Source organism: Raskinella chloraquaticus (SeqCode), assembly GCF_021731865.1.
Taxonomy (GTDB): Bacteria; Pseudomonadota; Alphaproteobacteria; order Rhizobiales; family UBA4765; genus Raskinella; species Raskinella chloraquaticus.
Window position 1 is genome coordinate 122,793 of sequence record NZ_JAKFWN010000016.1, and the last position, 24,513, is coordinate 147,305.

Annotated in this window: 29 protein-coding genes; 16 read left to right on the forward strand and 13 right to left on the reverse strand. The window is 61.0% G+C overall.

What is annotated here, in order from left to right; genetic code table 11:
- Window positions 1–77 precede the first annotated feature (77 nt).
- The gene (locus tag ACINK1_RS06275; RefSeq protein ID WP_376801465.1) at window positions 78–920 is read right to left on the reverse strand and encodes a 23S rRNA (adenine(2030)-N(6))-methyltransferase RlmJ; all 843 of its coding nucleotides are present in this window, start codon (window positions 918–920) and stop codon (window positions 78–80) included.
- Between the two features lie 115 nt (window positions 921–1,035).
- Here ACINK1_RS06275 and ACINK1_RS06280 point away from each other — a divergent pair, with 115 nt between their 5' ends.
- The gene (locus ACINK1_RS06280) at window positions 1,036–1,275 is read left to right on the forward strand and encodes a hypothetical protein (RefSeq protein WP_395760035.1); all 240 of its coding nucleotides are present in this window, start codon (window positions 1,036–1,038) and stop codon (window positions 1,273–1,275) included.
- Between the two features lie 2 nt (window positions 1,276–1,277).
- On the opposite strand, the gene ACINK1_RS06285 is transcribed toward ACINK1_RS06280, so the two are convergent.
- Together ACINK1_RS06285 and ACINK1_RS06290 are read right to left on the reverse strand one after the other, a co-directional pair.
- Window positions 1,278–1,934 carry a ribonuclease T gene (locus ACINK1_RS06285; protein WP_376801463.1) on the reverse strand — a complete coding sequence of 219 codons (657 nt, stop codon included), beginning with the start codon at window positions 1,932–1,934 and terminating at the stop codon, window positions 1,278–1,280.
- Window positions 1,934–2,407, reverse strand: a complete 474-nt coding sequence (locus tag ACINK1_RS06290; protein ID WP_376801462.1) for a hypothetical protein — start codon at window positions 2,405–2,407, stop codon at window positions 1,934–1,936. The genes ACINK1_RS06285 and ACINK1_RS06290 overlap by 1 nt, the downstream gene beginning before the upstream one ends.
- 155 nt (window positions 2,408–2,562) lie before the next feature.
- Here ACINK1_RS06290 and ACINK1_RS06295 point away from each other — a divergent pair, with 155 nt between their 5' ends.
- The gene (locus ACINK1_RS06295) at window positions 2,563–2,961 is read left to right on the forward strand and encodes a GtrA family protein (RefSeq protein ID WP_376802952.1); all 399 of its coding nucleotides are present in this window, start codon (window positions 2,563–2,565) and stop codon (window positions 2,959–2,961) included.
- On the opposite strand, the gene ACINK1_RS06300 is transcribed toward ACINK1_RS06295, so the two are convergent.
- Window positions 2,949–3,638 carry a class I SAM-dependent methyltransferase gene (locus ACINK1_RS06300; RefSeq protein WP_376801460.1) on the reverse strand — a complete coding sequence of 230 codons (690 nt, stop codon included), beginning with the start codon at window positions 3,636–3,638 and terminating at the stop codon, window positions 2,949–2,951. The two genes, ACINK1_RS06295 and ACINK1_RS06300, sit on opposite strands and share 13 nt — an antisense overlap.
- A gap of 15 nt (window positions 3,639–3,653) precedes the next feature.
- On the reverse strand, window positions 3,654–4,850 hold the full coding sequence (gene carA, locus ACINK1_RS06305; protein WP_376801459.1) for a glutamine-hydrolyzing carbamoyl-phosphate synthase small subunit: 1,197 nt from the start codon (window positions 4,848–4,850) through the stop codon (window positions 3,654–3,656).
- Window positions 4,851–5,016: 166 nt separating this feature from the next.
- Here carA and ACINK1_RS06310 point away from each other — a divergent pair, with 166 nt between their 5' ends.
- Complete coding sequence (locus tag ACINK1_RS06310) at window positions 5,017–5,469, forward strand: GatB/YqeY domain-containing protein (RefSeq protein ID WP_376801458.1); 453 nt, start codon at window positions 5,017–5,019, stop codon at window positions 5,467–5,469.
- 14 nt (window positions 5,470–5,483) lie between these two features.
- Here ACINK1_RS06310 and ACINK1_RS06315 read toward each other — a convergent pair whose 3' ends face one another.
- Window positions 5,484–5,891 (reverse strand): DoxX family protein, encoded by a 408-nt coding sequence (locus ACINK1_RS06315; protein WP_376801527.1) that lies wholly within the window; start codon window positions 5,889–5,891, stop codon window positions 5,484–5,486.
- A 215-nt stretch (window positions 5,892–6,106) separates the two neighbouring features.
- On the opposite strand from ACINK1_RS06315, the gene dnaG reads away from it, so the two are divergent.
- The 3 genes from dnaG to ACINK1_RS06330 all read left to right on the forward strand — a co-directional run bounded on the left by dnaG (window position 6,107) and on the right by ACINK1_RS06330 (window position 11,137).
- On the forward strand, window positions 6,107–8,059 hold the full coding sequence (dnaG, locus tag ACINK1_RS06320) for a DNA primase (protein WP_376801457.1): 1,953 nt from the start codon (window positions 6,107–6,109) through the stop codon (window positions 8,057–8,059).
- Between the two features lie 726 nt (window positions 8,060–8,785).
- Window positions 8,786–10,870 carry an RNA polymerase sigma factor RpoD gene (rpoD, locus tag ACINK1_RS06325; RefSeq protein ID WP_395760041.1) on the forward strand — a complete coding sequence of 695 codons (2,085 nt, stop codon included), beginning with the start codon at window positions 8,786–8,788 and terminating at the stop codon, window positions 10,868–10,870.
- A 63-nt stretch (window positions 10,871–10,933) separates the two neighbouring features.
- Window positions 10,934–11,137: an integrase gene (locus ACINK1_RS06330; protein ID WP_376801456.1), complete on the forward strand. Its 204-nt coding sequence runs from the start codon at window positions 10,934–10,936 to the stop codon at window positions 11,135–11,137.
- Between the two features lie 16 nt (window positions 11,138–11,153).
- Here ACINK1_RS06330 and ACINK1_RS06335 read toward each other — a convergent pair whose 3' ends face one another.
- The 3 genes from ACINK1_RS06335 to ACINK1_RS06345 all read right to left on the reverse strand — a co-directional run bounded on the left by ACINK1_RS06335 (window position 11,154) and on the right by ACINK1_RS06345 (window position 12,847).
- Window positions 11,154–11,390 (reverse strand): DUF2798 domain-containing protein, encoded by a 237-nt coding sequence (locus ACINK1_RS06335; RefSeq protein WP_376801455.1) that lies wholly within the window; start codon window positions 11,388–11,390, stop codon window positions 11,154–11,156.
- A gap of 87 nt (window positions 11,391–11,477) precedes the next feature.
- Window positions 11,478–11,966, reverse strand: coding sequence for an SRPBCC family protein (locus ACINK1_RS06340; protein WP_376801454.1), 489 nt, complete (start codon window positions 11,964–11,966; stop codon window positions 11,478–11,480).
- 188 nt (window positions 11,967–12,154) lie between these two features.
- Complete coding sequence (locus ACINK1_RS06345; RefSeq protein ID WP_376801453.1) at window positions 12,155–12,847, reverse strand: glutathione S-transferase family protein; 693 nt, start codon at window positions 12,845–12,847, stop codon at window positions 12,155–12,157.
- Window positions 12,848–13,087: 240 nt separating this feature from the next.
- Between ACINK1_RS06345 and ACINK1_RS06350 the strand changes: the two genes are divergently transcribed.
- The 3 genes from ACINK1_RS06350 (at window position 13,088) to ACINK1_RS06360 (ending at window position 15,894) form a co-directional block, all read left to right on the forward strand.
- A complete protein-coding gene (locus tag ACINK1_RS06350) occupies window positions 13,088–14,158 on the forward strand; it encodes a hypothetical protein (protein ID WP_395760036.1) in 1,071 nt (356 codons plus the stop codon).
- 68 nt (window positions 14,159–14,226) lie between these two features.
- Window positions 14,227–14,616 carry an acyl-CoA thioesterase gene (locus ACINK1_RS06355; protein WP_376801451.1) on the forward strand — a complete coding sequence of 130 codons (390 nt, stop codon included), beginning with the start codon at window positions 14,227–14,229 and terminating at the stop codon, window positions 14,614–14,616.
- Window positions 14,617–14,754: 138 nt separating this feature from the next.
- Window positions 14,755–15,894, forward strand: coding sequence for a glycerophosphodiester phosphodiesterase (locus tag ACINK1_RS06360; protein ID WP_376801450.1), 1,140 nt, complete (start codon window positions 14,755–14,757; stop codon window positions 15,892–15,894).
- A gap of 46 nt (window positions 15,895–15,940) precedes the next feature.
- On the opposite strand, the gene ACINK1_RS06365 is transcribed toward ACINK1_RS06360, so the two are convergent.
- On the reverse strand, window positions 15,941–16,852 hold the full coding sequence (locus ACINK1_RS06365) for a fumarylacetoacetate hydrolase family protein (protein ID WP_376801449.1): 912 nt from the start codon (window positions 16,850–16,852) through the stop codon (window positions 15,941–15,943).
- A gap of 118 nt (window positions 16,853–16,970) precedes the next feature.
- On the opposite strand from ACINK1_RS06365, the gene ACINK1_RS06370 reads away from it, so the two are divergent.
- From ACINK1_RS06370 to ACINK1_RS06385, 4 genes are all read left to right on the forward strand, one after another.
- Window positions 16,971–17,153 (forward strand): hypothetical protein, encoded by a 183-nt coding sequence (locus ACINK1_RS06370; RefSeq protein ID WP_376801448.1) that lies wholly within the window; start codon window positions 16,971–16,973, stop codon window positions 17,151–17,153.
- 37 nt (window positions 17,154–17,190) lie between these two features.
- Window positions 17,191–17,472 carry an HlyU family transcriptional regulator gene (locus tag ACINK1_RS06375; RefSeq protein ID WP_376801447.1) on the forward strand — a complete coding sequence of 94 codons (282 nt, stop codon included), beginning with the start codon at window positions 17,191–17,193 and terminating at the stop codon, window positions 17,470–17,472.
- A 9-nt stretch (window positions 17,473–17,481) separates the two neighbouring features.
- Window positions 17,482–18,540, forward strand: a complete 1,059-nt coding sequence (locus ACINK1_RS06380) for a proline racemase family protein (protein WP_376801446.1) — start codon at window positions 17,482–17,484, stop codon at window positions 18,538–18,540.
- A gap of 78 nt (window positions 18,541–18,618) precedes the next feature.
- On the forward strand, window positions 18,619–19,845 hold the full coding sequence (locus ACINK1_RS06385; RefSeq protein WP_376801445.1) for an MFS transporter: 1,227 nt from the start codon (window positions 18,619–18,621) through the stop codon (window positions 19,843–19,845).
- Between the two features lie 7 nt (window positions 19,846–19,852).
- On the opposite strand, the gene ACINK1_RS06390 is transcribed toward ACINK1_RS06385, so the two are convergent.
- The 3 genes from ACINK1_RS06390 to ACINK1_RS06400 form a co-directional block, all read right to left on the reverse strand.
- Window positions 19,853–20,464: a TIGR02466 family protein gene (locus ACINK1_RS06390; RefSeq protein WP_376801444.1), complete on the reverse strand. Its 612-nt coding sequence runs from the start codon at window positions 20,462–20,464 to the stop codon at window positions 19,853–19,855.
- Between the two features lie 48 nt (window positions 20,465–20,512).
- A complete protein-coding gene (locus ACINK1_RS06395; RefSeq protein ID WP_376801443.1) occupies window positions 20,513–20,884 on the reverse strand; it encodes a septal ring lytic transglycosylase RlpA family protein in 372 nt (123 codons plus the stop codon).
- A gap of 174 nt (window positions 20,885–21,058) precedes the next feature.
- A complete protein-coding gene (locus ACINK1_RS06400) occupies window positions 21,059–21,799 on the reverse strand; it encodes an SIMPL domain-containing protein (protein WP_376801442.1) in 741 nt (246 codons plus the stop codon).
- 98 nt (window positions 21,800–21,897) lie between these two features.
- Here ACINK1_RS06400 and ACINK1_RS06405 point away from each other — a divergent pair, with 98 nt between their 5' ends.
- From ACINK1_RS06405 to ACINK1_RS06415, 3 genes are all read left to right on the forward strand, one after another.
- On the forward strand, window positions 21,898–22,665 hold the full coding sequence (locus tag ACINK1_RS06405) for a transporter substrate-binding domain-containing protein (RefSeq protein WP_376801441.1): 768 nt from the start codon (window positions 21,898–21,900) through the stop codon (window positions 22,663–22,665).
- A 6-nt stretch (window positions 22,666–22,671) separates the two neighbouring features.
- Window positions 22,672–23,112, forward strand: coding sequence for an alternative ribosome rescue aminoacyl-tRNA hydrolase ArfB (arfB, locus tag ACINK1_RS06410; protein ID WP_376801440.1), 441 nt, complete (start codon window positions 22,672–22,674; stop codon window positions 23,110–23,112).
- 106 nt (window positions 23,113–23,218) lie between these two features.
- On the forward strand, window positions 23,219–24,499 hold the full coding sequence (locus ACINK1_RS06415; RefSeq protein WP_376801439.1) for a twin-arginine translocation signal domain-containing protein: 1,281 nt from the start codon (window positions 23,219–23,221) through the stop codon (window positions 24,497–24,499).
- Window positions 24,500–24,513 lie beyond the last annotated feature (14 nt).

The following is a 24,513-nucleotide window of genomic DNA, read 5'->3' on the forward strand; positions in this document are numbered from 1 at the left end:
CGGGTACAGGTGCCTTGTGGCGCCATTTTGCAGGCGTGAGTTTGAGGCGAGGGCGCGGGTCTGGCGGGCGCGGGTGTTCAGCGGAGCGGTCCGAGATGGAAGCTGCCTTGGTGGTCGCCTGCCAATGTCGAGGCCAGAAACGGCAGCAGCGTCTGCATCTGGGTCTCCAGCAGATGGGGCTGATTGATCACAAGGAGGCCGCAGCCCGTCAGCCCTTCCGCCCCGCTCGGGTGCAGCATCAGTTCAATCCGCAGCGTCTTTGGCAGATCGAGGTCGCGGATCGCTGCCAGAAAGCCGTCCACCGGGGCGCGTAAAGCGGTCACGGGATACCAGACAAGATACACGCCATTGGCAAAACGGCGCAGGGCCTTTTCGAGAGCGGCGGTGAGAATGGAATATTCGTTTGTTGCTTCATAGGGCGGATCAATCAGGATCAGACCGCGACGTTCGGGGGGCGGCAGGCATCGCGACAACTCGCCATAACCATCGCCTTCGATGACGCGCACCCGGCCGTCGCCGGCACAATGCTGACGCAGTCTTGCTGCCTCCTCGCGGTGCGCTTCACAGAATATCGCCCGGTCATGGGGGCGCAGCAGGCCACGCAGAATGGCGGATGACCCCGGATAGGTGCGCAGGTCGTTGCCCTTGTTGAAGCCTGCTAGCAATGCGCGATAAGGCTGCAAAACGATATCCGCGTCCGCGCCGGGACCCGGCGTCTGGATGCGCCCGACGCCCTCTCGCCATTCACCGGTTTTCTGCGCATCTCGCCCCGCAAGATCGTAAACTGCGCGCCCCGCATGGGTATCGAGGAAAAAAAGCGCTGCCTCCTTGCGCTGAAGATATGTGATCACGAGCGCCAGAACACTGTGTTTCAGCACATCAGCGAAATTTCCGGCGTGGAAAGAATGTCGATAATTCATGAGCTTGTGAGCATAGGGCCAAAAAAGATCAAATTCAAATCTATCTCGAAAGTATTGATTCAGACCTGCTGGTTAAGGTGCTTACCACAGAGGCGAATCCGCGCCAAAGAGTTGGATGATGCTGCGGTTGCTGTTCATTACGATGTGCATGTATTGCTGGGGGTCGACAGGCTTTGACGCCTGGCGCCCGTCGATGCTTGAGCGCCCGCTGACACGTTTTACAAATGATGTGAATGTCGTTGCCAACAAGGGCATCGAACTGGCGCGCTATCTGCCCCATTCACCGGTTGCTCGCCAGGCCGTCGTCTACCGCCAGCAGGCGAGCGAGCTGATCTACACCTACTTCAACAAATAAGGTCAGCGCGCGGCTGCGCCCGGTATATCGATGACGCCGGCACGGCAGGCCTGGCGGTCAACCTCTGCGCAACGACGCGGCTGTAATGTCCGTGACAGACAGATCCGCACCTCCTCCAGCCGGCCTCTGGCGCAGGTGACGGCGATACCCTCGCGCGACAGCGCGGGATTTACCTTGAGAAAGGCCTGCTCAATATCGTCCGGCGAGGCGCTGCCGGCAGCCTTGGCGGTGCGCAGCGCCTCGGGAATGGTGATTTGCGAAAACGCGCGGCGGGCGGTGTCGAAATAGCTCTGCGGGTCAAGCCCGGAACAGGTGCCGTGAGTGCGCCATTCATGAATGACCAGACCACGCGAAGGCATGATATCGAGCATGCGCGCGATCGTGCCGTCCGGGACGCGCGGCGGCGATGTGCCGCCGCACGAGCGGGGATAGCCACGCTCATATTGCGGCCACAGCCCATGAAGAACGAAGGCGCGCGGGCGCGAAGACGAACATTGCGCATCGCCGCGATCATTGCCGGTCAACGCGCAAAAGGTTGGCGACCAGGACAGGGCAAGGACATAAAAATCAAAATCAGCTGCGCGCTGCGCCGCTGCCGGGCGGCTGACCATACAAAAGCCCGCGACCAGCAGCAGGGCGAGAGCGCAGCCTCCCCGCATCAGAAAGTCCGCTTCTGGAGACCGGCACAATCGCGCCCATAAACAGAGCCGCGATCAAGCCCGACGATGCAATAGGCAAGGCTGTAGGACAGCCCCAGCCACTCGGCGTTGGAGGCCAGTTCAACCACCAGGCGGCGACGCGAGCCATCGGCGAAGACGGCGGTCCCTGAGCACCAGCGCCGGGCGATCTTGTCGTTCTCACGCTCGCGCGAGGCCTTCTCGGCCAGCCCTTCGACGCTTTGAAGATTATGGAAGCCGCCCCAGTAGACGAATTCGGTCTGATTGAAGCGCCCCAGAAGGTTTGAGACCAGACCAGGATCACCGCAAGACGGAATGCCTTTGAGCGCGCCGACATCCTGTTGATCGGCCAGCGGATACCAGGGAAGCCAGGGGAACGAACCCGACGCGCCGGCCGGCTGCGCCAATACCAGCAGAGACAAGAAAGTGATGGCCGAACATAGCGTACGCAGCATGGCAAACCTCGTTATGAGCTGGTCGCACCATCGCGCCGGTGATCGGCGAAGGCAAGTGAGTTTTGGCGATAATTTAACGCTGATTTATGGGGTGACAGGCAAATTCACGCGCAGATGGCTTGCCGCCATCAATGAACATCGCCAAGGTGCCGGCAATGAATGGGCTGCTCCGACAATTTGCGTCTTTTTTCGGCGTTGGCGTGATCGCGGCTGTCGTCCACTATGGTTTTCTGATCGCGCTTGTCGAATTGTTCCAGATCGGCGCGGTTATCGCCACGCTCATCGGTTATGTCGGCGGTGGTATTGTCTCCTATGTCCTCAACGAGCGGCACACCTATAGCCGCGCCCGCAGCCATGCCGCGGCTGGCTGGCGCTTTGCCCTCGTGGCGGCGGTGGGCTTCGGGCTGACATACGGGCTGATGACGCTGTTCGTCGAGCGCTGGATGATCCCCTATTTGCTTGCCCAGCTCATCACCACCGCTATCGTCCTGGTGTGGAGCTTCTTTGCTCACAAGATCTTCTCGTTTGGCGAAAGGCGCAGTCAGGCCGGTTGAGCGATCAGTGTCATGCGCGCCTGATTATGCCCGAGATTGCGCGTGGCGCGGGTGGCGGCGAAGCCAAAGCGGGAGAGCCTTGCCAGCAGCTCGGCTTCGCGGTGCATGGACAGGCCCAGATTCTTGCGCAGCCGCGCATAGGGTGAGAGCGCGGTGCGCATCAGGCCGAGGAGAGCGGCAGGGAAAAAGCCGTGACGCCAGGCAAGCGACAATAGCGCGCCGATATCGGCCAATGGCGATACATCCGGCTGGACGATATCGGCGAGGACTAGCCTGCCGCCTGCCTTCAGCTTGGTGCGCCACAGAGCAAGAGAAGCATCAAGCTCGTCTGACGACAGGTATTGCAGGACGGAATTGGCAACGACGAGATCAAGGCTGCTGTCGGCGATGGCAGTTGCGTCCTCCGGCGACAGGACCGCGACGCCCGGAAAGGACCCCAGACGCGCCGATAGTTTGGCGCGCACACTTGGCGCTGCGTCAACCAGATAAAGGCGGCCGCAGGCAGATGCCACCCGCTCGGCCTCGAGCGCTTCTCCGCAGCCATGATCGAGGAGTGCGGGTGCGGTTTCTCCCGCCAGGGCGATCAGTTCGTCAGCGATGAGGCGGTAATGAACGATGCGATGGCGCTCGCTGACATAGATGGCGTTGGGCTGGTCCCAGAAGCTTTTCCAGTCCATGCCGGGCGCCCGCTTTCAGGCCGCGCGGTTGCGGCGCGCATCGATGAGCGCGGCAAAGCGATCGAAGAGGTAATGGCTGTCGCGCGGGCCGGGTGAGGCTTCGGGGTGGTACTGGACCGAAAAGACCGGCCGGCTCTTCGAGCGGATGCCGGTGTTTGAGCCGTCAAACAGCGACACATGCGTTTCCTCAATGTCGCCCGGCAGGCTAGAACTGTCCACCGCAAAGCCGTGGTTCATCGACGTGATCTCGACCTTGCCTGTCGTCAGATCCTTGACCGGATGATTGGCGCCGTGGTGGCCCTGCGCCATCTTGACGGTGGTGCCGCCAAGGGCCAGCGCCAGCATCTGATGACCGAGGCAGATGCCGAAAATCGGCACATTCCTGTCGATCAGCGCCTTGATGACGGGCACGGCATAAACGCCGGTGGCGGCCGGGTCGCCAGGGCCGTTTGACAGAAAAACGCCATCGGGCTTGAGCGCCATGATGTCGTCCAGGGATGCGGTGGCCGGCACCACGCTGACGCGATTTCCAGCCCGCACCAGCTGGCGCAGGATGTTGCGCTTGACGCCGTAATCAATGGCAACGATGTGCCGCCCGTGATGGTCCTGCCGGCGATAGCCTTCGCCCCAGCGCCATTCGCTCTCATCCCAGCTATAGCGCTGGGTAGCGGTCACGTCAGGCACCAGATCCATGCCAACGAGGCCCGGCCAGTCGCGCGCCTGCTTCTTCAGTGCCTCATAGTCGAATGTGCCGTCAGGATGATGGGCAATCACGCCGTTTGGCATGCTATGGTCGCGGATGAAGGCGGTCAGAGCGCGTGTATCGATCCCTGACAGGGCGATGATGCCGCGTGATTTCAACCAGTCGGAGAGGTGGCGCGTGGCGCGGTAATTGGAGGGATGGGTGACGTCGGCGCGCAGGATCGCCCCGCGCACGCCGGCACTTGCTGCGAGGTTCACCGTCTCGATGTCTTCCTCATTCGTCCCGACATTGCCGATATGGGGGAAGGTGAAGGTAATGATCTGTCCGGCGTAGGAGGGATCGGTCAGGATTTCCTGATAGCCGGTCATCGCAGTGTTGAAGCACACTTCACCCACCGCCTCGCCTTCGCCGCCCAGGCCGATACCATGGAAGATGGTGCCATCCGCCAGAACCAGACAGGCGGTGGCGCGCATTTCATCGGCGTCGAAGGACGGGGTTGCTTGCATCATCGCCTTGTCCCTTGTATCCGGCACCAGGGCTTGGTGGTTCAGGACTAAGTCCTGAGGTCCGCCAGCGCTGCGGGCGCCCGTTCACGATCGGTACCGGGAGGCGACAGGTAAAGGCGCGATCTGGGGCCGTCAACCCCGCGCGGTGCCGATGAAAAGGAATGCAGACATGCGCGAACAGCTGAAGCTTGATCTCAATGCGGCGATGAAAGCGCGCGACGCGTTGAAGGTGGCGACCCTTCGTCTGGTCAACGACGCGGTCAAGAACAAGGATATCGAGGCGCGCGGACTGGGCAAGGGGCCGTTGAGCGATGAGGATATCCTCAACGTACTGCAAAAGCTGATCAAGCAGCGCCAGGAAAGCGCCGAGATTTACGAAAAGGCCGGGCGACAGGAGCTGGCAGCGCAGGAGCGTGGCGAAATCGCCATTATCGCTGCCTATCTGCCGCAACAGGTGACGGATGACGACATGCGCACCATCATTGCCCGGATGATTGGCGAGACGCAGGCCGCCGGCCTCAAGGATATGGGAAAAGTAATGAGCGCCTTGCGCGCCGGCTATGCCGGCAAGATGGATTTTGCCAAAGCCAGCGCCGCCCTCAAGGACATGCTCAAGGGTTGATTCCGGCAGGCCTGCTACATGGCGGATGATTTCGCTCTTGCCGAATCAAGGCTGAAAGCGCCGCCGCCGGCAACCGCGAGATAAAGAAACACAAAGCAGAACAGAATGGCGAGGTTGCCGCCGTTAGTGAGCGGAACGAACCCGCGGGGAAAATGCGACATGAAATAACCAATCGCCATTTCACCGCTGCACAGGAACGCGACCAGTCGCGTGCCGAAGCCCACGGTGATCAGTGCGCCACCGATCAGTTCCATCATGCCGGCAAACCAGATGAGCGATAAAAAGGCCGGTTGACCGCTAGGCCAGGGCAGAATGCCGAGGATCTTGGCGCAGCCGAACTGGAGGAACAGCAGCCCGGTCATGATGCGCAGCAAGCCAAGCACTTGCGGTTGATAGGCCTGCAGGCGGTCGAAAAATCCCAACATCAGCGCTACTCCCGAGGCAAAAACGTTTGCCAAAAAACGTGGCACGACAACGTAGTTGGGCGGTGGATCGACTTGAAATCACGGAATCGTGATTGATTGTGCGTGAAGGTACCTCGGCTTGCAAGCGCAGCGTGAGGGACCAGCGGGCCGGTGGTGCGGGTGCTGCCGCCAAAGTCTTGCCGGGATCGGTCAAACCTCTGCTATAAGATGCCATGCGTTTCCCGCCCGACTTCCTTGACGATATCCGTGCCCGGCTGCCGCTTTCGGCGGTTGTCGCGCGGCGCGTCAAGTTGAAGAAGCAGGGGCGCGAATGGCGCGGCCTGTCGCCGTTCAACGCCGAGAAGACGCCGTCTTTTTACGTCAACGATCAAAAGGGCTTCTACCATTGCTTTTCTTCGGGAAAGCATGGCGACCAGTTCTCCTTCATCATGGAGACGGAAGGGTTGAGCTTTCCCGAAGCCGTCGAGCGGCTTGCCGGCGAGGCGGGTCTCAAGATGCCAGCGGTATCGGCACAAGCGTCGGACGCCAGCGACAAGCGGCGGGGCCTTTATGATGTCCTTGAACTCGCGGCGCGGTTTTTTGCAGAAAATCTTCAAGGCAGACAGGGTGCGGCAGCAAGAGGTTATGTGGCTGACCGGGGCTTGAGTGACGAAACCATTGCCGAGTTCCGCATCGGCTACGCCTCTTCCTCGCGCGAAGCGTTGCGCCAGCACTTGATCGCCAAGGGAGTGTCGCTCGAGGACATGATTGCGGGCGGTCTGCTCATTCACGGCGAGGATATTCCTGTTGCCTACGACCGGTTCCGCGAACGTGTGATGTTTCCGATCGAAGACCATCGCGGGCGGGTCGTGGCCTTTGGCGGACGGGCGTTGGCAGCCGATGCGCCGGCCAAATACCTGAATTCGCCCGAGACCGCGCTCTTCCACAAGGGGTCGATCGTCTTCAACGCAGCGCGGGCGCGCAAGGCCGCCCATCAGACCGGACGGCTTGTGGTGGTGGAAGGTTATGTCGATGCCATCATGCTCACCCAGGCCGGGATCGGGGAAACGGTGGCGCCGCTCGGCACCGCGCTCACCGAGGATCAGCTGGGATTATGCTGGCGGATGGCCGATGAGCCGATTCTGTGTTTTGACGGAGACAAGGCGGGTCTGCGTGCCGCTTATCGGGCGATCGAACTGGCGTTGCCGCGCATCAGTGCCGAAAAAACCATCAGATTCGCTTTGCTGCCCGCTGGCCTTGACCCTGACGATCTCGTTCGACAGCGCGGCCGTGCGGCCATGGAGGACGTGCTGAACAGCGCCCGTCCGCTGGTTGACATGCTGTGGGAGCGGGAAACGGCAGCCATCGACATCACGACGCCGGAGCGCCGTGCCGGGCTCGAGCGCCGGGTCGGTGCGCTCGCCGCGAGTATTGCCGATGCAAGCGTGCGCCGCCATTACGAGGATGAATTGCGCCGGCGCATGCGACGGCTTCTGGGGCAGGACGGGGAGAGTGGGCAGCGTGCTCCGCGCGGGTCTTACCGACGCACGGGCCAAGGGCAGGCCGACTGGCAGGCCGGGCGTGCGGGCAAGGGCGGGCGGCGCCGAGCACCGGCTGAGGCCGGCCCCATCGTCGTATCGGAAGCCCTGCGGCGCAGCCCGCTGCTGCGCGGGCAAAACAGTGACTGGCCGCAGCGCGAGGCCCTGCTGATGGTGGGCGCGCTCAATCACCCGCTTCTTGTATCGCGGCATGCGGAAATGTTCTCCCAGCTTGAATTTTCCGATGCCGTTCTGACGCGCCTGCAGAAGGCGCTCGCCGCGCAGGTGGTGAATGAGGGCATTGACACGTCCGATGCCCTGTCATCGGCGTTGACGGGGCTCGGATTTTCCCGCGAGTTGCAGCGCCTTGGCGTTTTCATGCGCCAGGGTGGCCTGTGGTTTGTCAGTGTCGAGGCTGATATCAGCGATGCGGAGACGAGTTGGCTGCAGATGGCGGCCTTGCATCGGCGCGCACGCAACATACATAGGGAATTGAAGCTCGCAGAAGCGGCGTTCGCTGCTGAGCCCAATGCAGAAAACGACCGTCGTCTGATGTCACTGTGGCGCGAATTCTCGCTGCTTGATGGGGCGGAAGCGTTGGTTGAGGGGTATGGGGAGCTTTCGGGCCGCGTCGAGAGGAATGTATAAGCTGGCAAAACGCTGTAATCTGGCTGCCACGACTTGCAGACAGGGCAGGGATTGCGGCATTCTGGTGTGGATTATTTGTTGGAACCGGACCCGCATTTCAAGTGTGGTTAACGGGACGTATACTGTTTCCGGGCTAGCGCATAGAATGAAGACAGGCCTTGGTGGCGGTTTTTTGGCGCCCGCCCGTGGTCTTTAGGGGTCGGAGGAGCCATGGCGCGCAAGGAATTGGTCGAAAAACCCATGGCCCAGAAAATGTCAGGCAGCAAGAAGCCGGTTGGCAAAGACAGCCCCCGTACTGCCGCATCCGCTCGCAGCGAAACCCTACGGTCAAAGGCGCAGAATATGGGTAAATCAGCAACACATGCGCCATCCAAAGCAAAAACGCCTGTGAAATCAACAGCCGCCAAGGGCGGATCAGCGCCTCAATCGGTTAAAGCCAAGGCTGTGCCGGCATCCGCTGCGGCGCCGGGCAAGCGGGCGGAGAAAAAAACAGGGTTGCCAAAAAGCGAAACATCAAAGACGAAGGCGCCGGAGCGCGATGGCGCGCTTGAGACGAAAAAATCTCCGCCTGCCGCCAGCCGATCAGCTTCTGCTGCCGCAGCCCCGGGCGGAGCGAAGGCTTCCGGCAAGCTTGCGGCCTCGGACAAGGCCGCGACGATAGCAAAAAAAGCCACCAAGGGTAGCGCCCGCGACGAATTACTTCGCAAGGAATCGAGTTTAAACGGCATGGCAAAAGCGGCGACCGCGACCAAGGATGAAGCACAAGTCGAGGAAAAAGAGGGCCCCGATGGTCCCCTGCTCGATCTGACGGATGCTTCTGTTCGCAAGATGATCAAGCTCGCCAAGAAGCGCGGCTTTGTCACTTATGAAGAACTGAACGAGGTGCTGACGGCGGAAGCAATCGATTCCGAGCGGATCGAGGACGTTCTGGCAATGCTCAACGAGATGGGCATCAACGTTGTCGAGGCGGAAGAGGCGGAAGCGGGCGAGGGCGAGGCTGCCGCCGAAACGGCGGAAGAAGAGGAAGAGGGCGGCGAGCTTGTCGAGGCAACGCCGCGCGCCATCGTCAAATCCGAGACGACGAAAGAGCCGAGCGAGCGGACCGATGACCCGGTGCGCATGTATCTTCGCGAGATGGGGTCTGTCGAGCTGTTGTCGCGCGAGGGCGAAATCGCCATTGCCAAGCGCATCGAGGCCGGCCGTGAGGCGATGATCGCCGGCCTGTGCGAGAGCCCGCTGACCTTCCAGGCCATCATCATCTGGCACGATGAATTATTGCAGGGGAAAATCCTGCTGCGCGACATCATCGATCTTGAAGCGACCTATGCCGGACCCGATGCCAAATTACCGCCAGCACCCGACATGGTGATGGGCGAAGGCGGCATTCCGGTGGCGGTCATGCCGGGAGCCCCGGTGGCGGCGCCTGTCGCGCCGGCTGCTGCGGCGCCTGCCGCCCGCGCGCCGGGTGAGGTTGATCCGGAGACCGGCGAGTTCGTCCCGCCCACCGGCGAGGATGACAGTGATTTCGACGATGATGAAAACGCCCTGTCGCTGGCTGCCATGGAAGCGGAGCTGAAGCCGCGCGTCATCGAAACCTTCGAGATGGTGGCGTCATCCTACAAGAAGCTGCGCCGCCTGCAGGATCAGGATATTCAGGGGCAGTTGTCCAATGAGCGCCTGTCGCGCCCGCAGGAGCGGCGCTACAAGAAGCTCAAGGACGAGATCGTCGCTGAAGTGAAATTGCTGCGCCTCAATAATGCGCGCATCGAATCGCTCATCGATCAGCTTTACGAGATCAACCGCCGCCTCATCGGCTCGGAGGGGCGCCTGATGCGCCTTGCCGAGAGCTACGGCGTGACGCGCGAGGATTTTCTCAAGCAGTATCAGGGCGCGGAACTTGATCCCAACTGGATCCGCCGTATCGCCAATCTCTCCTCGCGCGGCTGGAAGGTGTTCGTCGGCCACGACAAGGACACGATCAAGCAGATACGGGGCGATATCCAGATGCTGGCCCATGAGACCGGGCTCGACATTCCGGAATTCCGCCGCATCGTCCAGCTCGTCCAGAAGGGCGAGAAGGAAGCCCGCCAGGCGAAGAAGGAGATGGTGGAAGCCAATCTCCGCCTCGTCATCTCGATTGCCAAGAAATACACCAATCGCGGGCTGCAATTCCTCGATCTCATCCAGGAAGGCAATATCGGCCTGATGAAGGCGGTCGACAAATTCGAATATCGCCGCGGCTATAAATTCTCCACCTACGCGACGTGGTGGATCAGGCAGGCGATCACCCGCTCGATTGCTGACCAGGCGCGCACCATCCGCATTCCCGTGCACATGATCGAGACGATCAACAAGATCGTGCGCACCTCACGCCAGATGCTGCATGAGATCGGCCGCGAGCCGACGCCGGAAGAACTCGCCGAAAAGCTCGGCATGCCGCTCGAGAAAGTGCGCAAGGTTCTGAAAATCGCCAAGGAGCCGATCTCGCTCGAGACGCCGATTGGTGACGAGGAAGATTCGCATCTGGGCGATTTCATCGAGGACAAGAACGCGATTCTTCCCATCGATGCGGCGATCCAGTCCAATCTGCGCGAGACAACGACGCGGGTTCTCGCCTCGCTCACCCCGCGTGAGGAGCGCGTCTTGCGCATGCGCTTTGGCATCGGCATGAACACCGATCACACCCTGGAAGAAGTCGGCCAGCAATTCTCGGTGACGCGCGAGCGCATCCGCCAGATCGAGGCGAAGGCGCTCAGGAAACTCAAGCACCCGTCGCGCTCAAGGAAGCTCAGGAGCTTCCTCGATAATTGATCTGTGCTGCTTGACGTTCGCTCTTTGTTCTGATACTGGTTTGCCAGTTCGGAGAGGCTTGAGATGGCGTTGATGAGTTCGGAAGTCTATGACGCGTTTGTCTCTGCCGGTACGCCGGAAGACAAGGCCCGCAAGGCTGCCGAGGCCATAGCCAATTTCGACAATCGCTTCACGAAGATTGATGGCGAGATCGCTGTCCTCAAATGGATGACCGGCTTTGGCCTTGCGGTAAGCTTGGCGATCCTGACCAAGCTTTTCACGGGCTGAGTGGGCTTTACGTCCCTCACCCCTCCACCACCATCCCGACAATGCGCCGCACCAGCGGCAGGACAAGGATCAGCGTGGGGAAGGCCACCATCCAGGAGAGCGCCCAGGCCTGCATCCACAGGCGAAGAAAATCGGGCGTCAGGCCAACGCCGCGCAGCGTTGAGACGCCCGAGATGATGAAGGTCATGATGATGGAGAGCACCAGCGGCATGACGAAGCGGGCGTAGCGGGCGGGCAGTTTGCGGCGTGTCATCGTCGGTGTCGTCCTGCCGAGGCTTTCGCAAGGTGATAGACAGGAACGTTGTCGTAAATGACTCGCGGCGCGATGGCGAGACGGGTCTCACCACTCCTTCGCCACCTCCACCAATTGGTCCAGCGCTGTTCCCCAGCCCTGATGGAAGCCCATCGCCTCGTGGCGCTCGCGGTCGGCCTCGCTCTTATGTAGAACGACGGCGCGGTAGCGTGTGCCGGCGCCCATGGGTGAGAGCAGGAGGCAGCCGGTCATGGCGATGAAGCCGCCATCGCCTGGACGGTAATCGGGCCCGAGCATGCTCGTCCAGATGAGGCGCCGGTTTTTGACGATCTCCAGATAGCAGCCCTCGCCCTCATGGCTCTCGCCGTCTGGTCCTTCCATGCGGGTGAAGAAGCGCCCGCCGGGGCGCAGATCAATATCGCATTCGCTGACGCGCCATGGGCGGGGGCAGAACCATTTCCTGAGGTCGACGGGTTTTGTCCAGGCGCGCCAGACGAGGGCTGGCGGCACATCGACGACGCGCTCCAGCATGAGGTCGAAACGCGGGTTGAAGGGGGTTGGCAAGTCGCTGGTCACGGGCTCTCCTGTCCTCGGCGCAAGACGGGCGGCGATGATTTGCTGGCGGCCGGCAGGCGATACAGCGCCCGGCGCCGCGAGCCTCGCTGATCCGGCCAGGATATGCCTGAACTCGTGGTTGAGGCAAAAAATCGGCCGCACCTCAGTGCGGCCGATTGCGTGGTGCCCAGATCACGGGGAGGCGCGGCTCAGCCTGCCTTGAGATGCTTGAACATGACGGCGCGGGCTTCATCATCGACCTCGGCCTTGAAAGCGAACGTGTCTTTCAGCGCCAGCGCCTTCTGGGCTGCCGGGCGGGCCATGATCTCGTCATGCAGGCGCTTGACGTTCGGCAGCTCGGCCCAGGCTTCCTCGCCGAGGATGAAGGGGATCATGCGGGCCCAGCCCCAGACATCCATGTCGATGATCGAATAGGTTTCGCCCACCATGTATTTATGCTTGGCGAGATGGGCATCGAGGATCTTGAAATGGCGCATGGATTCATACTGGTAGCGCGTGTGGGCGTACGGCACTTTCTCAGGCGAGAAATGCTTGAAATGAACCGCCTGGCCGGAGAAGGGGCCGACGCCGGTTGCAACAAACATCAGCCATGACAGCATCTCACCGCGCACCGGGCTGCCGATCTTCTCGGCGCCGGGCGGCAGGAACTTGCCGGACTTCTCGGCGAGGAAAAGGAGGATGGCGTTTGAATCGAACATCACCACATCGCCATCGACGATGGCCGGCACCTTGCCATTGGGGTTAACGGCGAGGAAGGACGGCTCGAACTGGTGGCCGCGGCGGGTGTCGATGGGCATACCTTCATAGGCAATGCCGGCTTCTTCCAGCAGGAGTGCTACCTTCGACGGGTTCGGAGATGCATTGAAGTAGAATTTCAACATGGTAAGTCCTCTTTGTTGGCGTCACCTGCGATCCGGTCTTGCAAAACCGGGCGCAATCCGGACACTCTTTAGTGAATCATCGGCTTCGACGCGATAGGACGCGTGGGTGTTTCGTATCACAATCAAATGACGGTGCGTTCGGAATTGGCACTGGCCAGCCTTCCTTGATTTGTATAATGAATTCAAAATCGGGCGTCGGAGATCAATCGGCGCCTCGTCGCTGTCTAGGGAGATATCTATATGACTGGACCACTCAACATTCTGATCCTCGGCGCGTCCTACGGATCGCTGCTGGGCACCAAGATCCTGATGGGCGGGCATAATGTCCATCTCATCTGTCTGCCGGCGGAAGCTGAGCTCTTCAACAGCGACGGGGCGATCGTCCGCACGCCGATCAAGGGCCGGGACGGTCTGGTCGAGATCCGCAGCAAGGATTTGCCCGGCAAGCTGACTGCGTCGGGACCAGGTGACGTCGATCCCGCCACATTCGATCTTATTGCGCTTGCCATGCAGGAGCCGCAATACCGCTCCGACGGGGTGCGGCAGCTTCTGGAGAAAGTAGCCAAAAGCGGCAAGCCCTGCATGTCGATCATGAACATGCCGCCGCTGCCTTATCTGGCGCGCATTCCCGGCCTTGATGTCGCCGGCCTGCGTGGCTGCTTCACCGACGCCACGGTGTGGGACAGCTTCGATATCGAAAAAATGACGCTGTGCAGCCCTGATCCGCAAGCCTTCCGTCCGCCGGAGGAAACGCTCAACGTTCTTCAGGTGCGCCTGCCCACCAATTTCAAGGCCGCGCGTTTCAAATCCGATGCCGATACGGCGATCATGAAGCGTCTTGAGGTCGATATCGAAGCAGCGCGTTTTGCCGTTGGCAGCGAAGCCCTGCAAATCCCGGTGAAGCTCAAGGTTTATGACTCGATTTTTGTGCCGATGGCCAAATGGGCGATGCTGATTGCCGGCAATTATCGCTGCGTGAAGCGTGACGGCATTGTCGCGACAAGGGATGCGGTGCACGCGAATATCGAGGAGTCGCGGGAAATCTATGAGTGGGTGGAACAGTTGTGCATTTCACTTGGTGCTGATCCCTCCGACATGGTGCCGTTCGAGAAATACGCCAATGCGGCGCTGTCGCTGCTCACACCAGCCTCGGCGGCGCGCGCGCTGGCCAATGGCGCGATGAATATCGAGCGTGTCGATCTGATGGTCAAAACGGTCGCGGCGCAGCGGGGCAAGAATCTTCCGGCAGTGGATGAGATCGTCGCGACGGTTGAATCCTGGCTTGCCAAAAATCGTGCGAAGCCCGCGTGATCGACCGGTTATCATAACCCGGCTCACCGTCAGGCGAGCTGGGGAAGCATCGGCAGGGGGGTGGGGCCATGGATACGAATGCCGATGATCCGCGCGGCCGTCTCACCTTGCGGATCTCGGCCATGCCGGCTGACACCAATGCCAATGGTGATATCTTCGGTGGCTGGGTGATGGCGCGCATGGATCAGGCGGGGGGCATCGCCGGCGTTGAATTCGCTCATGGCCGGGTTGTGACTGTGAAGGTCGATGCCATGACCTTCCTGAAGCCGATGAAAGTCGGCGACGTCCTGTGTGTCTACACCGATATCGGTCGCGTCGGTCGCACCTCGTTTGCAATCCATATCGAAGCGTGGGCGCAGCGCTTCATGACGGTCAACATGGAGAAGGTGACGGAAGCCGATTTCACCTTCGTGGCGGTTGACGAGGATGGCAGGCCGCGCCCGGTGATGCCGGGCTGAGGGGCTTGACAGTGTGGCGGCCTTCGCGGCTGTCACCAATTTGTCTTACAAACGCCATTGCCGGTTCACGCCGACGCGCCACACCACTGGTGATGTGCCCATGCGGGCACGCGTGAACAGGGCAGGCGGAGAGAGATCATGAGAACACCTATCCTTCTGGCAGCGCTGACGGGTGCGCTGTTGTCGTTTGGTGCCCAGGCGCAGGAAAAAACGCTCGATGGCAAGCCGCCGCTGGTCATCGGCCATCGCGGGGCAGCCGGCTACCTGCCCGACCACACGATGGAAGGCTACAAGCGCGCCATCGAGATGGGGGTTGATTTCATCGAGCCTGATCTGGTGTCAACCAAGGATGGTGTACTGATTGCCCGTCACGAACCGATGCTGGGCGGCACGACTGATGTCGCAACGAAGCCCGAATTTGCCGCGCGCAAGCGCAAGGTGAAGGTCGACGGGGTCGACACCGAGGATTTCTTTGCCTTCGATTTCACTCTTGCTGAAATCAAGACGCTGCGGGCCATCCAGCCGCTGAAGGAGCGTGACCAGAGCCATAATGGCAAATATGCCATCCCGACGTTCCAGGAGATCATCGATCTGGCGAAGTCGGAGAGCCTCAGAGCGGGGCGGACGATCGGCGTTTATCCTGAAACCAAGCACCCGACGTTGCATGCGGCGCTTGGACTGCCGCTGGAGGATCGCCTGCTCGATCTGCTGAAGGCTGCCGGCTGGACGGAGAAAACCTCGCCGGTCATCATCCAGAGCTTTGAGACCGGCAACCTCAAATACATGCGCAAGAAGACCAATGTCCGGATCATTCAGCTGGTGGATGCCGATGATGTCGACAAGGATGGCAAGGTCGTACTCGCCGCGCCCTTCGACAAACCCTATGATTTTGTGGTGACGGGTGACGCGCGCACTTTCGCGGACCTGGTGACCAAGGAAGGGCTGGCGGAGATCAAGACCTACGCTGATGGGGTGGGGCCATGGAAGCCCTATCTGATGAGCGCCAGGCAGGAGATCGGGGTCGACGGCAAGCCGAAGGACCTCAATGGTGATGGCAAGATCGATGAGCAGGATCGCATCCTGCTGCCACCCACCGACGTGGTGAAGAATGCCCATGCATTGGGCTTGTTCGTCCACACCTGGACATTCCGCTCCGAGCCGCGCCGCCTTGCCTCGAATTTCAAGGGCGACCCGCAGGCAGAATACAAGGCCTATTTCGCGCTCGGCATTGACGGATTGTTCAGCGATTTCGGTGATCAGGCCGTCAAGGCGCGCTAAGCGGCAGGAAAGCGGCGAGCGCGCGGGAGCGTTCGCCGCTGATCCTTTAGCCGATCACGCTGCGCAGGACCGGCAAACCGCTGATCTCAACTTCCACGACGTCGCCTTTTTTAAGGAAACGTCCCGAGCCAAAGCCAACACCTGGCGGCGTGCCGGTGGCGATGATATCGCCCGGGCTGAGGCGGACACGGGTTGAAATGAAGGAAACGATCTGCGGGATGTCGAACACCATGTCGGCGATCGCTGCATTCTGCCGCTCCTCGCCATTGACGCGGGTCATCACCCGGGTGCGCCTGGCCTTGAGGTCATCAGCGATGTGAGCGACGGGGACAAAACGGCCAACCGGCGTGGAGCGGTCAAGGCTTTTTGCCGAGAACCAGTCGAGATGGGTGCGCTGGCCGGCTTTCACGTCCTGCAGGTCGCGTGCGGTTGTGTCATTGAAGGCTGCAACGCCCGCCACATGGTCCCACGCCTTGTCAACGGAAACGGCGAGCGCTTCCTTGCCGATCATGATCGCCAGCTCTCCCTCATAATCGAGCTTGCTGTAGATGGCCGGTGGCGCGATCAAGGCGGTTGGCGCGATCATCGCCTCCTGGCTTTTGAAGAACAGGAGCGGCGATTCCGGCACGGGCTGTTTGGCCTCGGCGGCATGGTTCACGTAGTTCAGGGCCATGCACAGGATTTTGGCGTTGGCGTCGACGTTGGGCAGGATGTCAGCTGAAGCAAGGGGAATTGTTGTTGTCTTTGCCTGACCTTTGCCAGTCAAGGCGTCGGCAAGGCTGGTGCTTGACCACAGTGTGGCCTTGTCGCCATCGATCCGTGCGATGGCCGGTTTGCCTTGATGGGAGATGCGAACAAACTGCGTCGGTGCATGGGATGTCGGCGCGGTCTGTGCCTGCACCCGATCAACCAGGATGGCGGCGCCTGCGACCGCAACGAATGAACGGCGTGATAGCATTGGAAATCCTCCGGTTGTCTGCGTCCCTTCGGCGTGTCCGCATTGACGGAGAGGAGGCTAATTGCGGCTCAGGATCGGATAAATCCGTCGATTGCCACGATAATAATGCACTGACTGCATGAATGCACCGAAGTGGCGCTGCGGGGGCACGGCGCGCAGCGCGAGGGGACATTGCCTTGAGCTGCGTCCCCTGTCACTCTTCAGCGAAGGGATGTGGACCACAGCGCGCGAGCCTGACATGGAGGCAGCAAGGCTTGATACCAAGCCAGGCGCCATTGAGACCAAGTGGCTGGTGCCGTGACGCGAAACGAATGTGATGTCAACAGGTCGAGGTAGGGATGGGCTGGCTCAGCAAGCTTTTTGCAGGCGGTGGGAAGCGCGACAGTGCGCGCGAGGCGCCGCCGGTTGACTACAAGGGCTTTGTCATCCGCCCGGCGCCTTACAGTGAAAACGGCCAGTTCCAGACGGCGGGCTTCATCGACAAGGTGATCGGCGATGAAACGAAGACGCACCGCTTTGTGCGCGCCGACCGGCAGGCTGATTTTGACGGGGCGGTGGCCTTCACGACGATGAAGGCGCGCCAGCTCATCGACGAGCAGGGCGATCGCCTCTTCACCTGAGGAAACGTCATGCAGGCGCGGCGTGTCATCCAGGTTGTCGGCTGCCATGCCGAGGGCGAAATCGGCGATGTCATCGTTGGCGGCATCCTGCCGCCGCCCGGTGACAGCGTGTTTGCCATGATGCAGGCTTTCGCACGCGAGCAGGACGGGCTGCGGCGCTTTCTATTGTGCGAGCCGCGTGGTTCGGTGGCGCGTCACATCAATCTGATTGTCCCGGCAAAACGCCCTGACTGTGCAGCCGGCGCCATCATCATGGAACCCACCGAATATCCGCCGATGTCGGGTTCAAACACCATCTGCATTGCGACCGTCCTGCTTGAAACCGGCATGGTGGCGATGGTGGAGCCCGAGACACGCTTTCGTCTCGATATGCCGGGCGGACCGGTCGATGTGGTGGCCCGTTGCCAGAACGGCAAATGCCGATCGGTGATACTGCGCAATGTCGCCTGTCAGGCCCTGCTTCTTGACCAGAAGCTGCGGCTCGGCGATGGCCGTGAGATCGTGATCGATATCGCTTATGGGGGCATGATCTACGCGCTGGTCGATGCGACGCGGCTTGGTTTGCGTTTGGAGGCTGGCGAAGCGCGGGCGCTGGCTGAACTGGGCGAAGCAGTGCGGGTGGCAGCGCGCGCGCAGTTTCCCGATGTTGCGCATCCGGAGAACCCGGCTATTCGTGGCGTGTCGATTGTCCAGCTCAACGCGCCGTTTGCAGGACCGGGAACGGTGGCGCGCAACACCTGCATCGTTGCACCTGGACGCTCGGATCGCAGCCCGACGGGAACCGGGTTGTCGGCAAGGCTTGCTGTCCTTCACGCGCGCGGCGAGATGACACTTGGCGATAGTCTCGTCCATGAATCGCTCATCGGTTCGCGCTTTCGCGGTGTCATCGAGGAAGAAGCACAGCTTGGCGGGCGTCCAGCCATCATCCCCAGCATCGAGGGACGGGGCTGGATCACCGGATTTCATCACTACGTGCTTGACCCGAGCGATCCTTATCCCGAGGGCTATGTTCTGTCGGATACATGGGGCGTTGGCGATGGTGGCAGAACGATGCTCAGTCAGGAGTGACGCTCACCCTGCCGACTGCATGACTGCATCGCGGCCGGGGCGATTGACTTCACGAGGGCGGCTGATGATGGTGCTGCCATGATGATGGCGCGTTCCGAAGCTCTGCCCGATAGCCCCTACGCCTATTGGCGTCTCCTGCTGGCGCTGGTGATCTCGACGATTTCGGGCGTTGGCATGTGGGCGATCATCGTGGTCCTGCCAGCGGTTCAGGCCGAGTTTGGCATCGCTCGTGGCCAGGCATCTCTCCCCTATACGCTGACGATGGTTGGATTTGCCTTCGGCACCATCGTGCTTGGCCGCCTGTCGGACCGGTTTGGAATTGTCCTGCCGATTGCCATTGCCAGTCTTGCCTCGGGCACGGGTTTCGTTCTGGCAGGGCTTGTCCCGGGGGTGACCGGATTTTCTGTGCTGCATATCCTCATTGGTATCGGCGCTGGCGCCGGGTTTGCGCCGATGATGGCTGATATCTCGCACTGGTTTGTCAGGAAGCGCGGGCTTGCTGTCGTCATCGTCGCCTCCGGCAATTACCTTGCCGGCACGGTGTGGCCGCTGATCATAACGGCCTCAATTCCGCATTTCGGTTGGCGCGGCACCTATATCGGCATCGGTATCGCGGTTGCGGCGCTCATCCTGCCGCTGTCATGGCTGGTGCGCCGGCGACCGTCGCAGCGCGTGATGGATGAGGCAAGGGCTGCCACGGAAGCGGCGCGGGCTGATCTGGGCGTTTCGCCGCGCGCGCTGCAGATCCTGCTGATGATTGCCGGCTTTTCCTGTTGTGTCGCCATGTCGATGCCGCAAGTGCATATTGTCGCCTATTGCGGAGACCTCGGTTACGGCGTGGCGCGTGGCGCTGAAATGCTGTCGCTGATGCTTTTTCTTGGCATTTTCTCGCGCATCGCCTCAGGTATTCTTGCTGACCGTATCGGCGGCTCGACGACGCTTGTCATCGGATCGCTGATGCAGGGCATCGCCCTTGTCCTCTACCTCTATTTCGATGGACTGACCTCGCTTTATGTCATCTCCGGCATTTTCGGCCTGTTTCAGGGCGGCATCGTGCCGATGTATGCGGTCATCTGCCGGGAGTTCCTGCCGCCGCAGGAGGCCGGGCAGCGCATCGGCTTCGTCATTTCGGCGACCATCGCCGGCATGGCGGTCGGCGGCTATATGTCGGGCGTTATTTTCGACCTGACGTTTTCCTACCGGCTGGCCTTTCTCAACGGGGCGGCGTGGAACGGCGTCAATCTCGCTATCGTCGCCTGGCTGCTGTGGCGCCGCCGGCAGGCTACCCAATTGCAGACAGCCTGAGGTCGGCTCAGCGCCAGCGGTAATTGAAGCTGATGGAGATGCGCTCGGCGCTCGCGCGGTTGGGGCGCACCTCATGGCGCAGCCAGCTTTCCCACAGCAGCAATGAGCCTGGTCTGGGCTCGCGCTCGATGAAGCTTCGCATGTCAGTGCCGGCGTCCTTGCGGCGCGGCGGGGCCGCCATCATCGCCGGCAGGCGCGGGTCCTCGAAACGGATCGTGCCGGCGCCTTCTGGCGATGTGACATAAAACGTGCCGCTGACGACAGAATTCGGATGAATATGGCCGGCATGGAAGCCGCCGGGATCAAGAACATTCACCCACAGGCTGTCGAGGACGAGCGGGTGCTCGCCCAGATCAAAACCGACCTCATCAGCAAACCGCGCCACGTGACGATCAAGCGAACGCACCAGCGATTTCACCACAGAAAAGCGCCATGGCAGATCGTTCAGCGACCCGTAAGAGGTGTAGCCCGGATAGGCGTGAGCCAGGCACCACGCCCGCCCCGCCTCGTCATCTACGGCGAGCTGGCGACAGGCTGTTTCAAGATCAGCCAGGGTGGCGGCTGAACCAGAGCGGGCCGCATAGAGTTTGGTGACGAAGAGCGTATCGGTTTTTGGCATGGGGCACCCGCTGCAAGCTTGCAGCGGTAATCCCGCGACGCCCCGCTGTCAAAGCGCCTCGTACGCGATTTTCGCAGTGCCGCGGGCGATAAAGCCGAGTTGGCGGGCGGCGGCCTCGCTCACATCAAGCACGCGGCGGCGCACGAAGGGGCCGCGATCATTGATGCGCACGACGACGCTTTTGCCGTTTGACAGGTTGGTGACACGCAATTGGGTCCCGAAGGGCAGGGTGCGATGGGCAGCCGTCATGGCGTGGCGGTTGAAACGGGCGCCCGAGGCGGTCCGATGCCCATGAAGCTCGGCGCCATAGTAGGAGGCAACGCCAACCTGTTTTGCTTGAGAGGCAAAAGAAAACATCGAGCAACTGGTGGCAAGCAAAATACCGAGTGCGCGCAAGGTAGCGCGATTAGGATATGTCATCTGGAAATGTCCTGGAGAGGAGAGGGAAGGTATTGATCTAACAGTTGATCCAACCTTGATGAATACGATTATTGTGCAGCGCAATATGGCAAAATTCAGGGGATGGCAAGTCCCTTCTATGGTAATATCTGGCGCTGATGAGTGCTATATTGACAGGAAAACTCGATTGTCAGCCTATTGAGGCGGCAGGATTTCCCAATCGACGCTGACATTTGCGGAAATCGTGCTTTCGCCGGCCTCGATGGGGGGAGGGGCGGGCGAAGCGGCAGCGCGCACTTCGGCTGATAAGGGGCGGGCGCGGGCAAAAGTTTCACCCTCACGGACCATCAACACACGCCCAAGGCGAAAACCCAACCCTTCAGCGTAGAGTCTAGCGCGCGCGAGGGCATCCGCCATTGCTGCCTTGCGCGCCTCGTTGCGTTTCATCTCCGGGTCGGCCAACGAAAAATTCGGCCCGCTGACGGTATTGGCGCCGAGCGAAACGGCCCGCTCGAGCAGGTCGCCTACCTTGGTGAGATCGCGTATCTGCACGATGAGCGTGTTGGTGGCGCGATAGCTGGCGATGCGCGGCGTGGTGGAGCGGTTGGGATCAGACGTATAGAGAGGCTGAATGGTATAATTCGAGGTTTGCAAATCACGCGCCTCGATACCGCCAGCCTTGAGGCTGTTGACGGCCTCGTTCATGGCGCGGTTGTTGGCCTGGGCGGCGTCACGGGCGTTGGCTCCCTGGGTCACGACGCCGATGGTAATGGTGGCGATGTCGGGCGTGGCATGCGCTTCGCCCCGGCCTGTCAATGACAGGCGGGCCGGTTCGGCGCCATCGGCGGCGTGGAGAGATGTGGTGGAGCAAGCGGCTGCGATCGCCAAAGCGATCATCAGCATGAAGCGGGTGCGCAGTTCTGAAAAGTTTGCCATCATCGTCTCCGCTGCGCCGGGTTCGGGCGCATTGATAGAGGCTGGAAGGTGTTATGGGCGGTATGATGGCGCGAAAATGGCGCTGCAAGGAGGAAAGAATGCGGGTCTTGTGGCTGGCGCTCGGGTTGATCGCGGCGGCTATACCGGCGGCGCGGGCTGATTCAGCCCTGCTCGATGAGATTATTGCGCGAGGCACGCTCAAAGTCGGCATGACGGGGGATTACAAGCCCTTCAGCGAAAAGAGCAAGACCAGCGGCGCATATGAAGGGCTCGATGTCGATATGGCTGAGGCGCTGGCCAAGGCGCTTGGCGTCAAGCTGGAGATCGTGCCCACGGCCTGGGGCAAGATGCTGGCAGACCTGGAAGCGGGCGCCTTCGATATTGCGGTGGGCGGGGTGTCGATCACGCTTGATCGCCAGAAGAAGGCCTATTTCTCGACCCCCTTGCTGCGTGATGGCAAAACGCCGATTGCGCGCTGCGTCGACAAGGAGCGCTTCGCCGAAATCAAGGATATCGACAAGCCGGAAGTGCGGGTGGTCGTCAATCCCGGGGGCACTAATGAACGCTTCGCGCGCGCCAACATCAAGACGGCGCCCATCCGTGTGCACCCCGACAATACGACAATCTTCGATGAGATCGTGCAGGGTCGGGCCGATGTGATGATCACGGATGCGGTGGAGACGAGGCTACAGCAGAAGCTGCGTCCCGAGCTCTGCGCCCTCCATCCCGACAAGCCGTTCGATTTTTCCGAGAAGGCCTACATGATGCGACGCGATTATGCGCTGAAGCTCTTTGTCGATCAGTGGCTGCATCAGATGCGCGAGATGGGAGCCTACGCGAAGCTCTTTTCCAAATGGGTGGAATGAGGGGTCATGGTTGATGGTGCGCCCGGCCTTGTCGTCACGCCGTCGATCCTTCTCGACGAGGCTGAGCTTGTGTTTACCCCCTTGCGCGCGGCAGCCGGGCCGGGTGGGCAGAATGTCAACAAGGTGGCAACGGCCATCGAGTTGCGGTTCGATGCGCGGCGCTCGCGCAGCCTGACCAACGATGTCTCGATCCGCCTGCAGAAACTGGCCGGCAGTCGGCTCACCAATGACGGTGTCGTGGTCATTCGGGCACACAGCTATCGTAGCCAGGAACGCAACCGGCAGGATGCGATCGACAGGCTTTTGGAGTTGATCGGCAAGGCAGCGGTCGCGCCCAAGCGGCGCAGGCCCACCAAAGTGCCGAAGGGAGCGAAGGAAGAGCGCATCCGCACCAAGCAGCAGCGCGGGTCGGTCAAGAGCCTGCGCGGCAAGGTGCGGGGGGAATAAGCGTGCGTCAAATCGCGCAGGGCGGATAGGACATCCCTACTGTCTTGACCGCAGATGAAGAGAGGGCGCAGCCTGCGTGCAACTCGACATAAAGCGGGAGGATAGCATGCAGTGGTCGCGCCGGGACTTTCTCGCCCATTCAACAGCTTCAATCGCCGCCATCGGCGTTGGTGGGGCCGCCCGCGCGGCGATCGGACCAAACGACAAATTCGATCTCATCGTCAAAGGCGGCGATGTGCTCGACCCCAGCCAGAATCTCAAAGGCAAACGCGATATCGGTATCCGCTATGGGGTGATCGAAGCGATCGAGGCATCCATTCCCGCCGAGCGCGCGCTCAAGGTGATGGATGTCTCGGGCAAGCTCGTCATCCCTGGCCTGATCGATCTCCACGCCCATGTCTATCCCTATGGCTCGGCGATCGGCATTCCGGCTGACGAACTCATCCCGTTTCAGGCAACGACCACGATGGTGTCGGCGGGCGATGCGGGCGCCAATAATTTCGCGGCCTTCCGTCGCTATGTCGTACCGCAGACGCGCACCAGGCTTTATGCCTTCGTCCACATCGCCAATGTTGGCCTCACTCCGTTTCCGGTGGCAGAACTTTACAATATCGATTTCGCGCAGGTCGATGCCTGCGCCAAGACGGTGGCTGAAAACGCTGATATCGCGCTTGGGGTTAAAGTGCGCATGTCGGAAAATGTCATCGCCAAGCATGGTACCGAGCCGCTGAAGCGGGCGATGCTTGCCTGTGAGCGTTCCGGCACGCCGGCCAGGATCATGTGCCATATCGGCGGGGTCGATACCGCTCAGCTGATGTCGGATATTCTTGATCTGCTGCGTCCTGGCGACGTGCTGACGCATTCCTATTCGGGTGCGCCGAACCTGTCGAACGTCTTCACCAATATCGTGCAAGACGGCAAGCTGTTGCCGGCAGCCCTTGCTGCCAAGCAGCGCGGCGTCATCTTTGATGTCGGTCATGGTGGCGGCAGTTTCGATTATACGGTCGCCGACATTGCCATTCAGGGCGGTGCGGGCCCCGATACGATTTCATCCGACGCGCATGTTTTTTCAGCCAACACGCCCGGCATGCCTTACCTCACCTGGGTCATGAGCAAATTCCTCAATCTGGGATTTTCGCTGGAACAGGTGGTGACGATGGCAACCGCCAGGCCGGCCGCTATCATCAATCGCACCGCAAAGCTTGGTACTCTTCAGATCGGCGCGCCCGGTGATGTCTCGGTGCTGGAGATGGTCGAGGGGCCGGTTGAGTTCGTTGATACGCGCAACAACAAACGGCAGGGCAAGGTGCAGCTCAAGCCGGTGACCGTGGTGATCGGCGGGGTTCCTTACGGGCGGCCTTATCAATCCCCCTTCTCGGTACGGTGAGGGCAAGTCTGGCG

What these genes read in the sequence shown, in the direction of transcription:
- ACINK1_RS06275 (WP_376801465.1), bottom strand. Translation starts at nt 920, where the DNA reads ATGAATTATCGACATTCTTTCCACGCCGGAAATTTCGCTGATGTGCTG.
- ACINK1_RS06280 (WP_395760035.1), top strand. Translation starts at nt 1,036, where the DNA reads ATGATGCTGCGGTTGCTGTTCATTACGATGTGCATGTATTGCTGGGGG.
- ACINK1_RS06285 (WP_376801463.1), bottom strand. Translation starts at nt 1,934, where the DNA reads ATGCGGGGAGGCTGCGCTCTCGCCCTGCTGCTGGTCGCGGGCTTTTGT.
- ACINK1_RS06290 (WP_376801462.1), bottom strand. Translation starts at nt 2,407, where the DNA reads ATGCTGCGTACGCTATGTTCGGCCATCACTTTCTTGTCTCTGCTGGTA.
- ACINK1_RS06295 (WP_376802952.1), top strand. Translation starts at nt 2,563, where the DNA reads ATGAATGGGCTGCTCCGACAATTTGCGTCTTTTTTCGGCGTTGGCGTG.
- ACINK1_RS06300 (WP_376801460.1), bottom strand. Translation starts at nt 3,638, where the DNA reads ATGGACTGGAAAAGCTTCTGGGACCAGCCCAACGCCATCTATGTCAGC.
- carA (WP_376801459.1), bottom strand. Translation starts at nt 4,850, where the DNA reads ATGATGCAAGCAACCCCGTCCTTCGACGCCGATGAAATGCGCGCCACC.
- ACINK1_RS06310 (WP_376801458.1), top strand. Translation starts at nt 5,017, where the DNA reads ATGCGCGAACAGCTGAAGCTTGATCTCAATGCGGCGATGAAAGCGCGC.
- dnaG (WP_376801457.1), top strand. Translation starts at nt 6,107, where the DNA reads ATGCGTTTCCCGCCCGACTTCCTTGACGATATCCGTGCCCGGCTGCCG.
- rpoD (WP_395760041.1), top strand. Translation starts at nt 8,786, where the DNA reads ATGGCAAAAGCGGCGACCGCGACCAAGGATGAAGCACAAGTCGAGGAA.
- ACINK1_RS06330 (WP_376801456.1), top strand. Translation starts at nt 10,934, where the DNA reads ATGGCGTTGATGAGTTCGGAAGTCTATGACGCGTTTGTCTCTGCCGGT.
- ACINK1_RS06335 (WP_376801455.1), bottom strand. Translation starts at nt 11,390, where the DNA reads ATGACACGCCGCAAACTGCCCGCCCGCTACGCCCGCTTCGTCATGCCG.
- ACINK1_RS06345 (WP_376801453.1), bottom strand. Translation starts at nt 12,847, where the DNA reads ATGTTGAAATTCTACTTCAATGCATCTCCGAACCCGTCGAAGGTAGCA.
- ACINK1_RS06350 (WP_395760036.1), top strand. Translation starts at nt 13,088, where the DNA reads ATGACTGGACCACTCAACATTCTGATCCTCGGCGCGTCCTACGGATCG.
- ACINK1_RS06355 (WP_376801451.1), top strand. Translation starts at nt 14,227, where the DNA reads ATGGATACGAATGCCGATGATCCGCGCGGCCGTCTCACCTTGCGGATC.
- ACINK1_RS06360 (WP_376801450.1), top strand. Translation starts at nt 14,755, where the DNA reads ATGAGAACACCTATCCTTCTGGCAGCGCTGACGGGTGCGCTGTTGTCG.
- ACINK1_RS06365 (WP_376801449.1), bottom strand. Translation starts at nt 16,852, where the DNA reads ATGCTATCACGCCGTTCATTCGTTGCGGTCGCAGGCGCCGCCATCCTG.
- ACINK1_RS06370 (WP_376801448.1), top strand. Translation starts at nt 16,971, where the DNA reads ATGAATGCACCGAAGTGGCGCTGCGGGGGCACGGCGCGCAGCGCGAGG.
- ACINK1_RS06375 (WP_376801447.1), top strand. Translation starts at nt 17,191, where the DNA reads ATGGGCTGGCTCAGCAAGCTTTTTGCAGGCGGTGGGAAGCGCGACAGT.
- ACINK1_RS06380 (WP_376801446.1), top strand. Translation starts at nt 17,482, where the DNA reads ATGCAGGCGCGGCGTGTCATCCAGGTTGTCGGCTGCCATGCCGAGGGC.
- ACINK1_RS06385 (WP_376801445.1), top strand. Translation starts at nt 18,619, where the DNA reads ATGATGATGGCGCGTTCCGAAGCTCTGCCCGATAGCCCCTACGCCTAT.
- ACINK1_RS06390 (WP_376801444.1), bottom strand. Translation starts at nt 20,464, where the DNA reads ATGCCAAAAACCGATACGCTCTTCGTCACCAAACTCTATGCGGCCCGC.
- ACINK1_RS06395 (WP_376801443.1), bottom strand. Translation starts at nt 20,884, where the DNA reads ATGACATATCCTAATCGCGCTACCTTGCGCGCACTCGGTATTTTGCTT.
- ACINK1_RS06400 (WP_376801442.1), bottom strand. Translation starts at nt 21,799, where the DNA reads ATGGCAAACTTTTCAGAACTGCGCACCCGCTTCATGCTGATGATCGCT.
- ACINK1_RS06405 (WP_376801441.1), top strand. Translation starts at nt 21,898, where the DNA reads ATGCGGGTCTTGTGGCTGGCGCTCGGGTTGATCGCGGCGGCTATACCG.
- arfB (WP_376801440.1), top strand. Translation starts at nt 22,672, where the DNA reads ATGGTTGATGGTGCGCCCGGCCTTGTCGTCACGCCGTCGATCCTTCTC.
- ACINK1_RS06415 (WP_376801439.1), top strand. Translation starts at nt 23,219, where the DNA reads ATGCAGTGGTCGCGCCGGGACTTTCTCGCCCATTCAACAGCTTCAATC.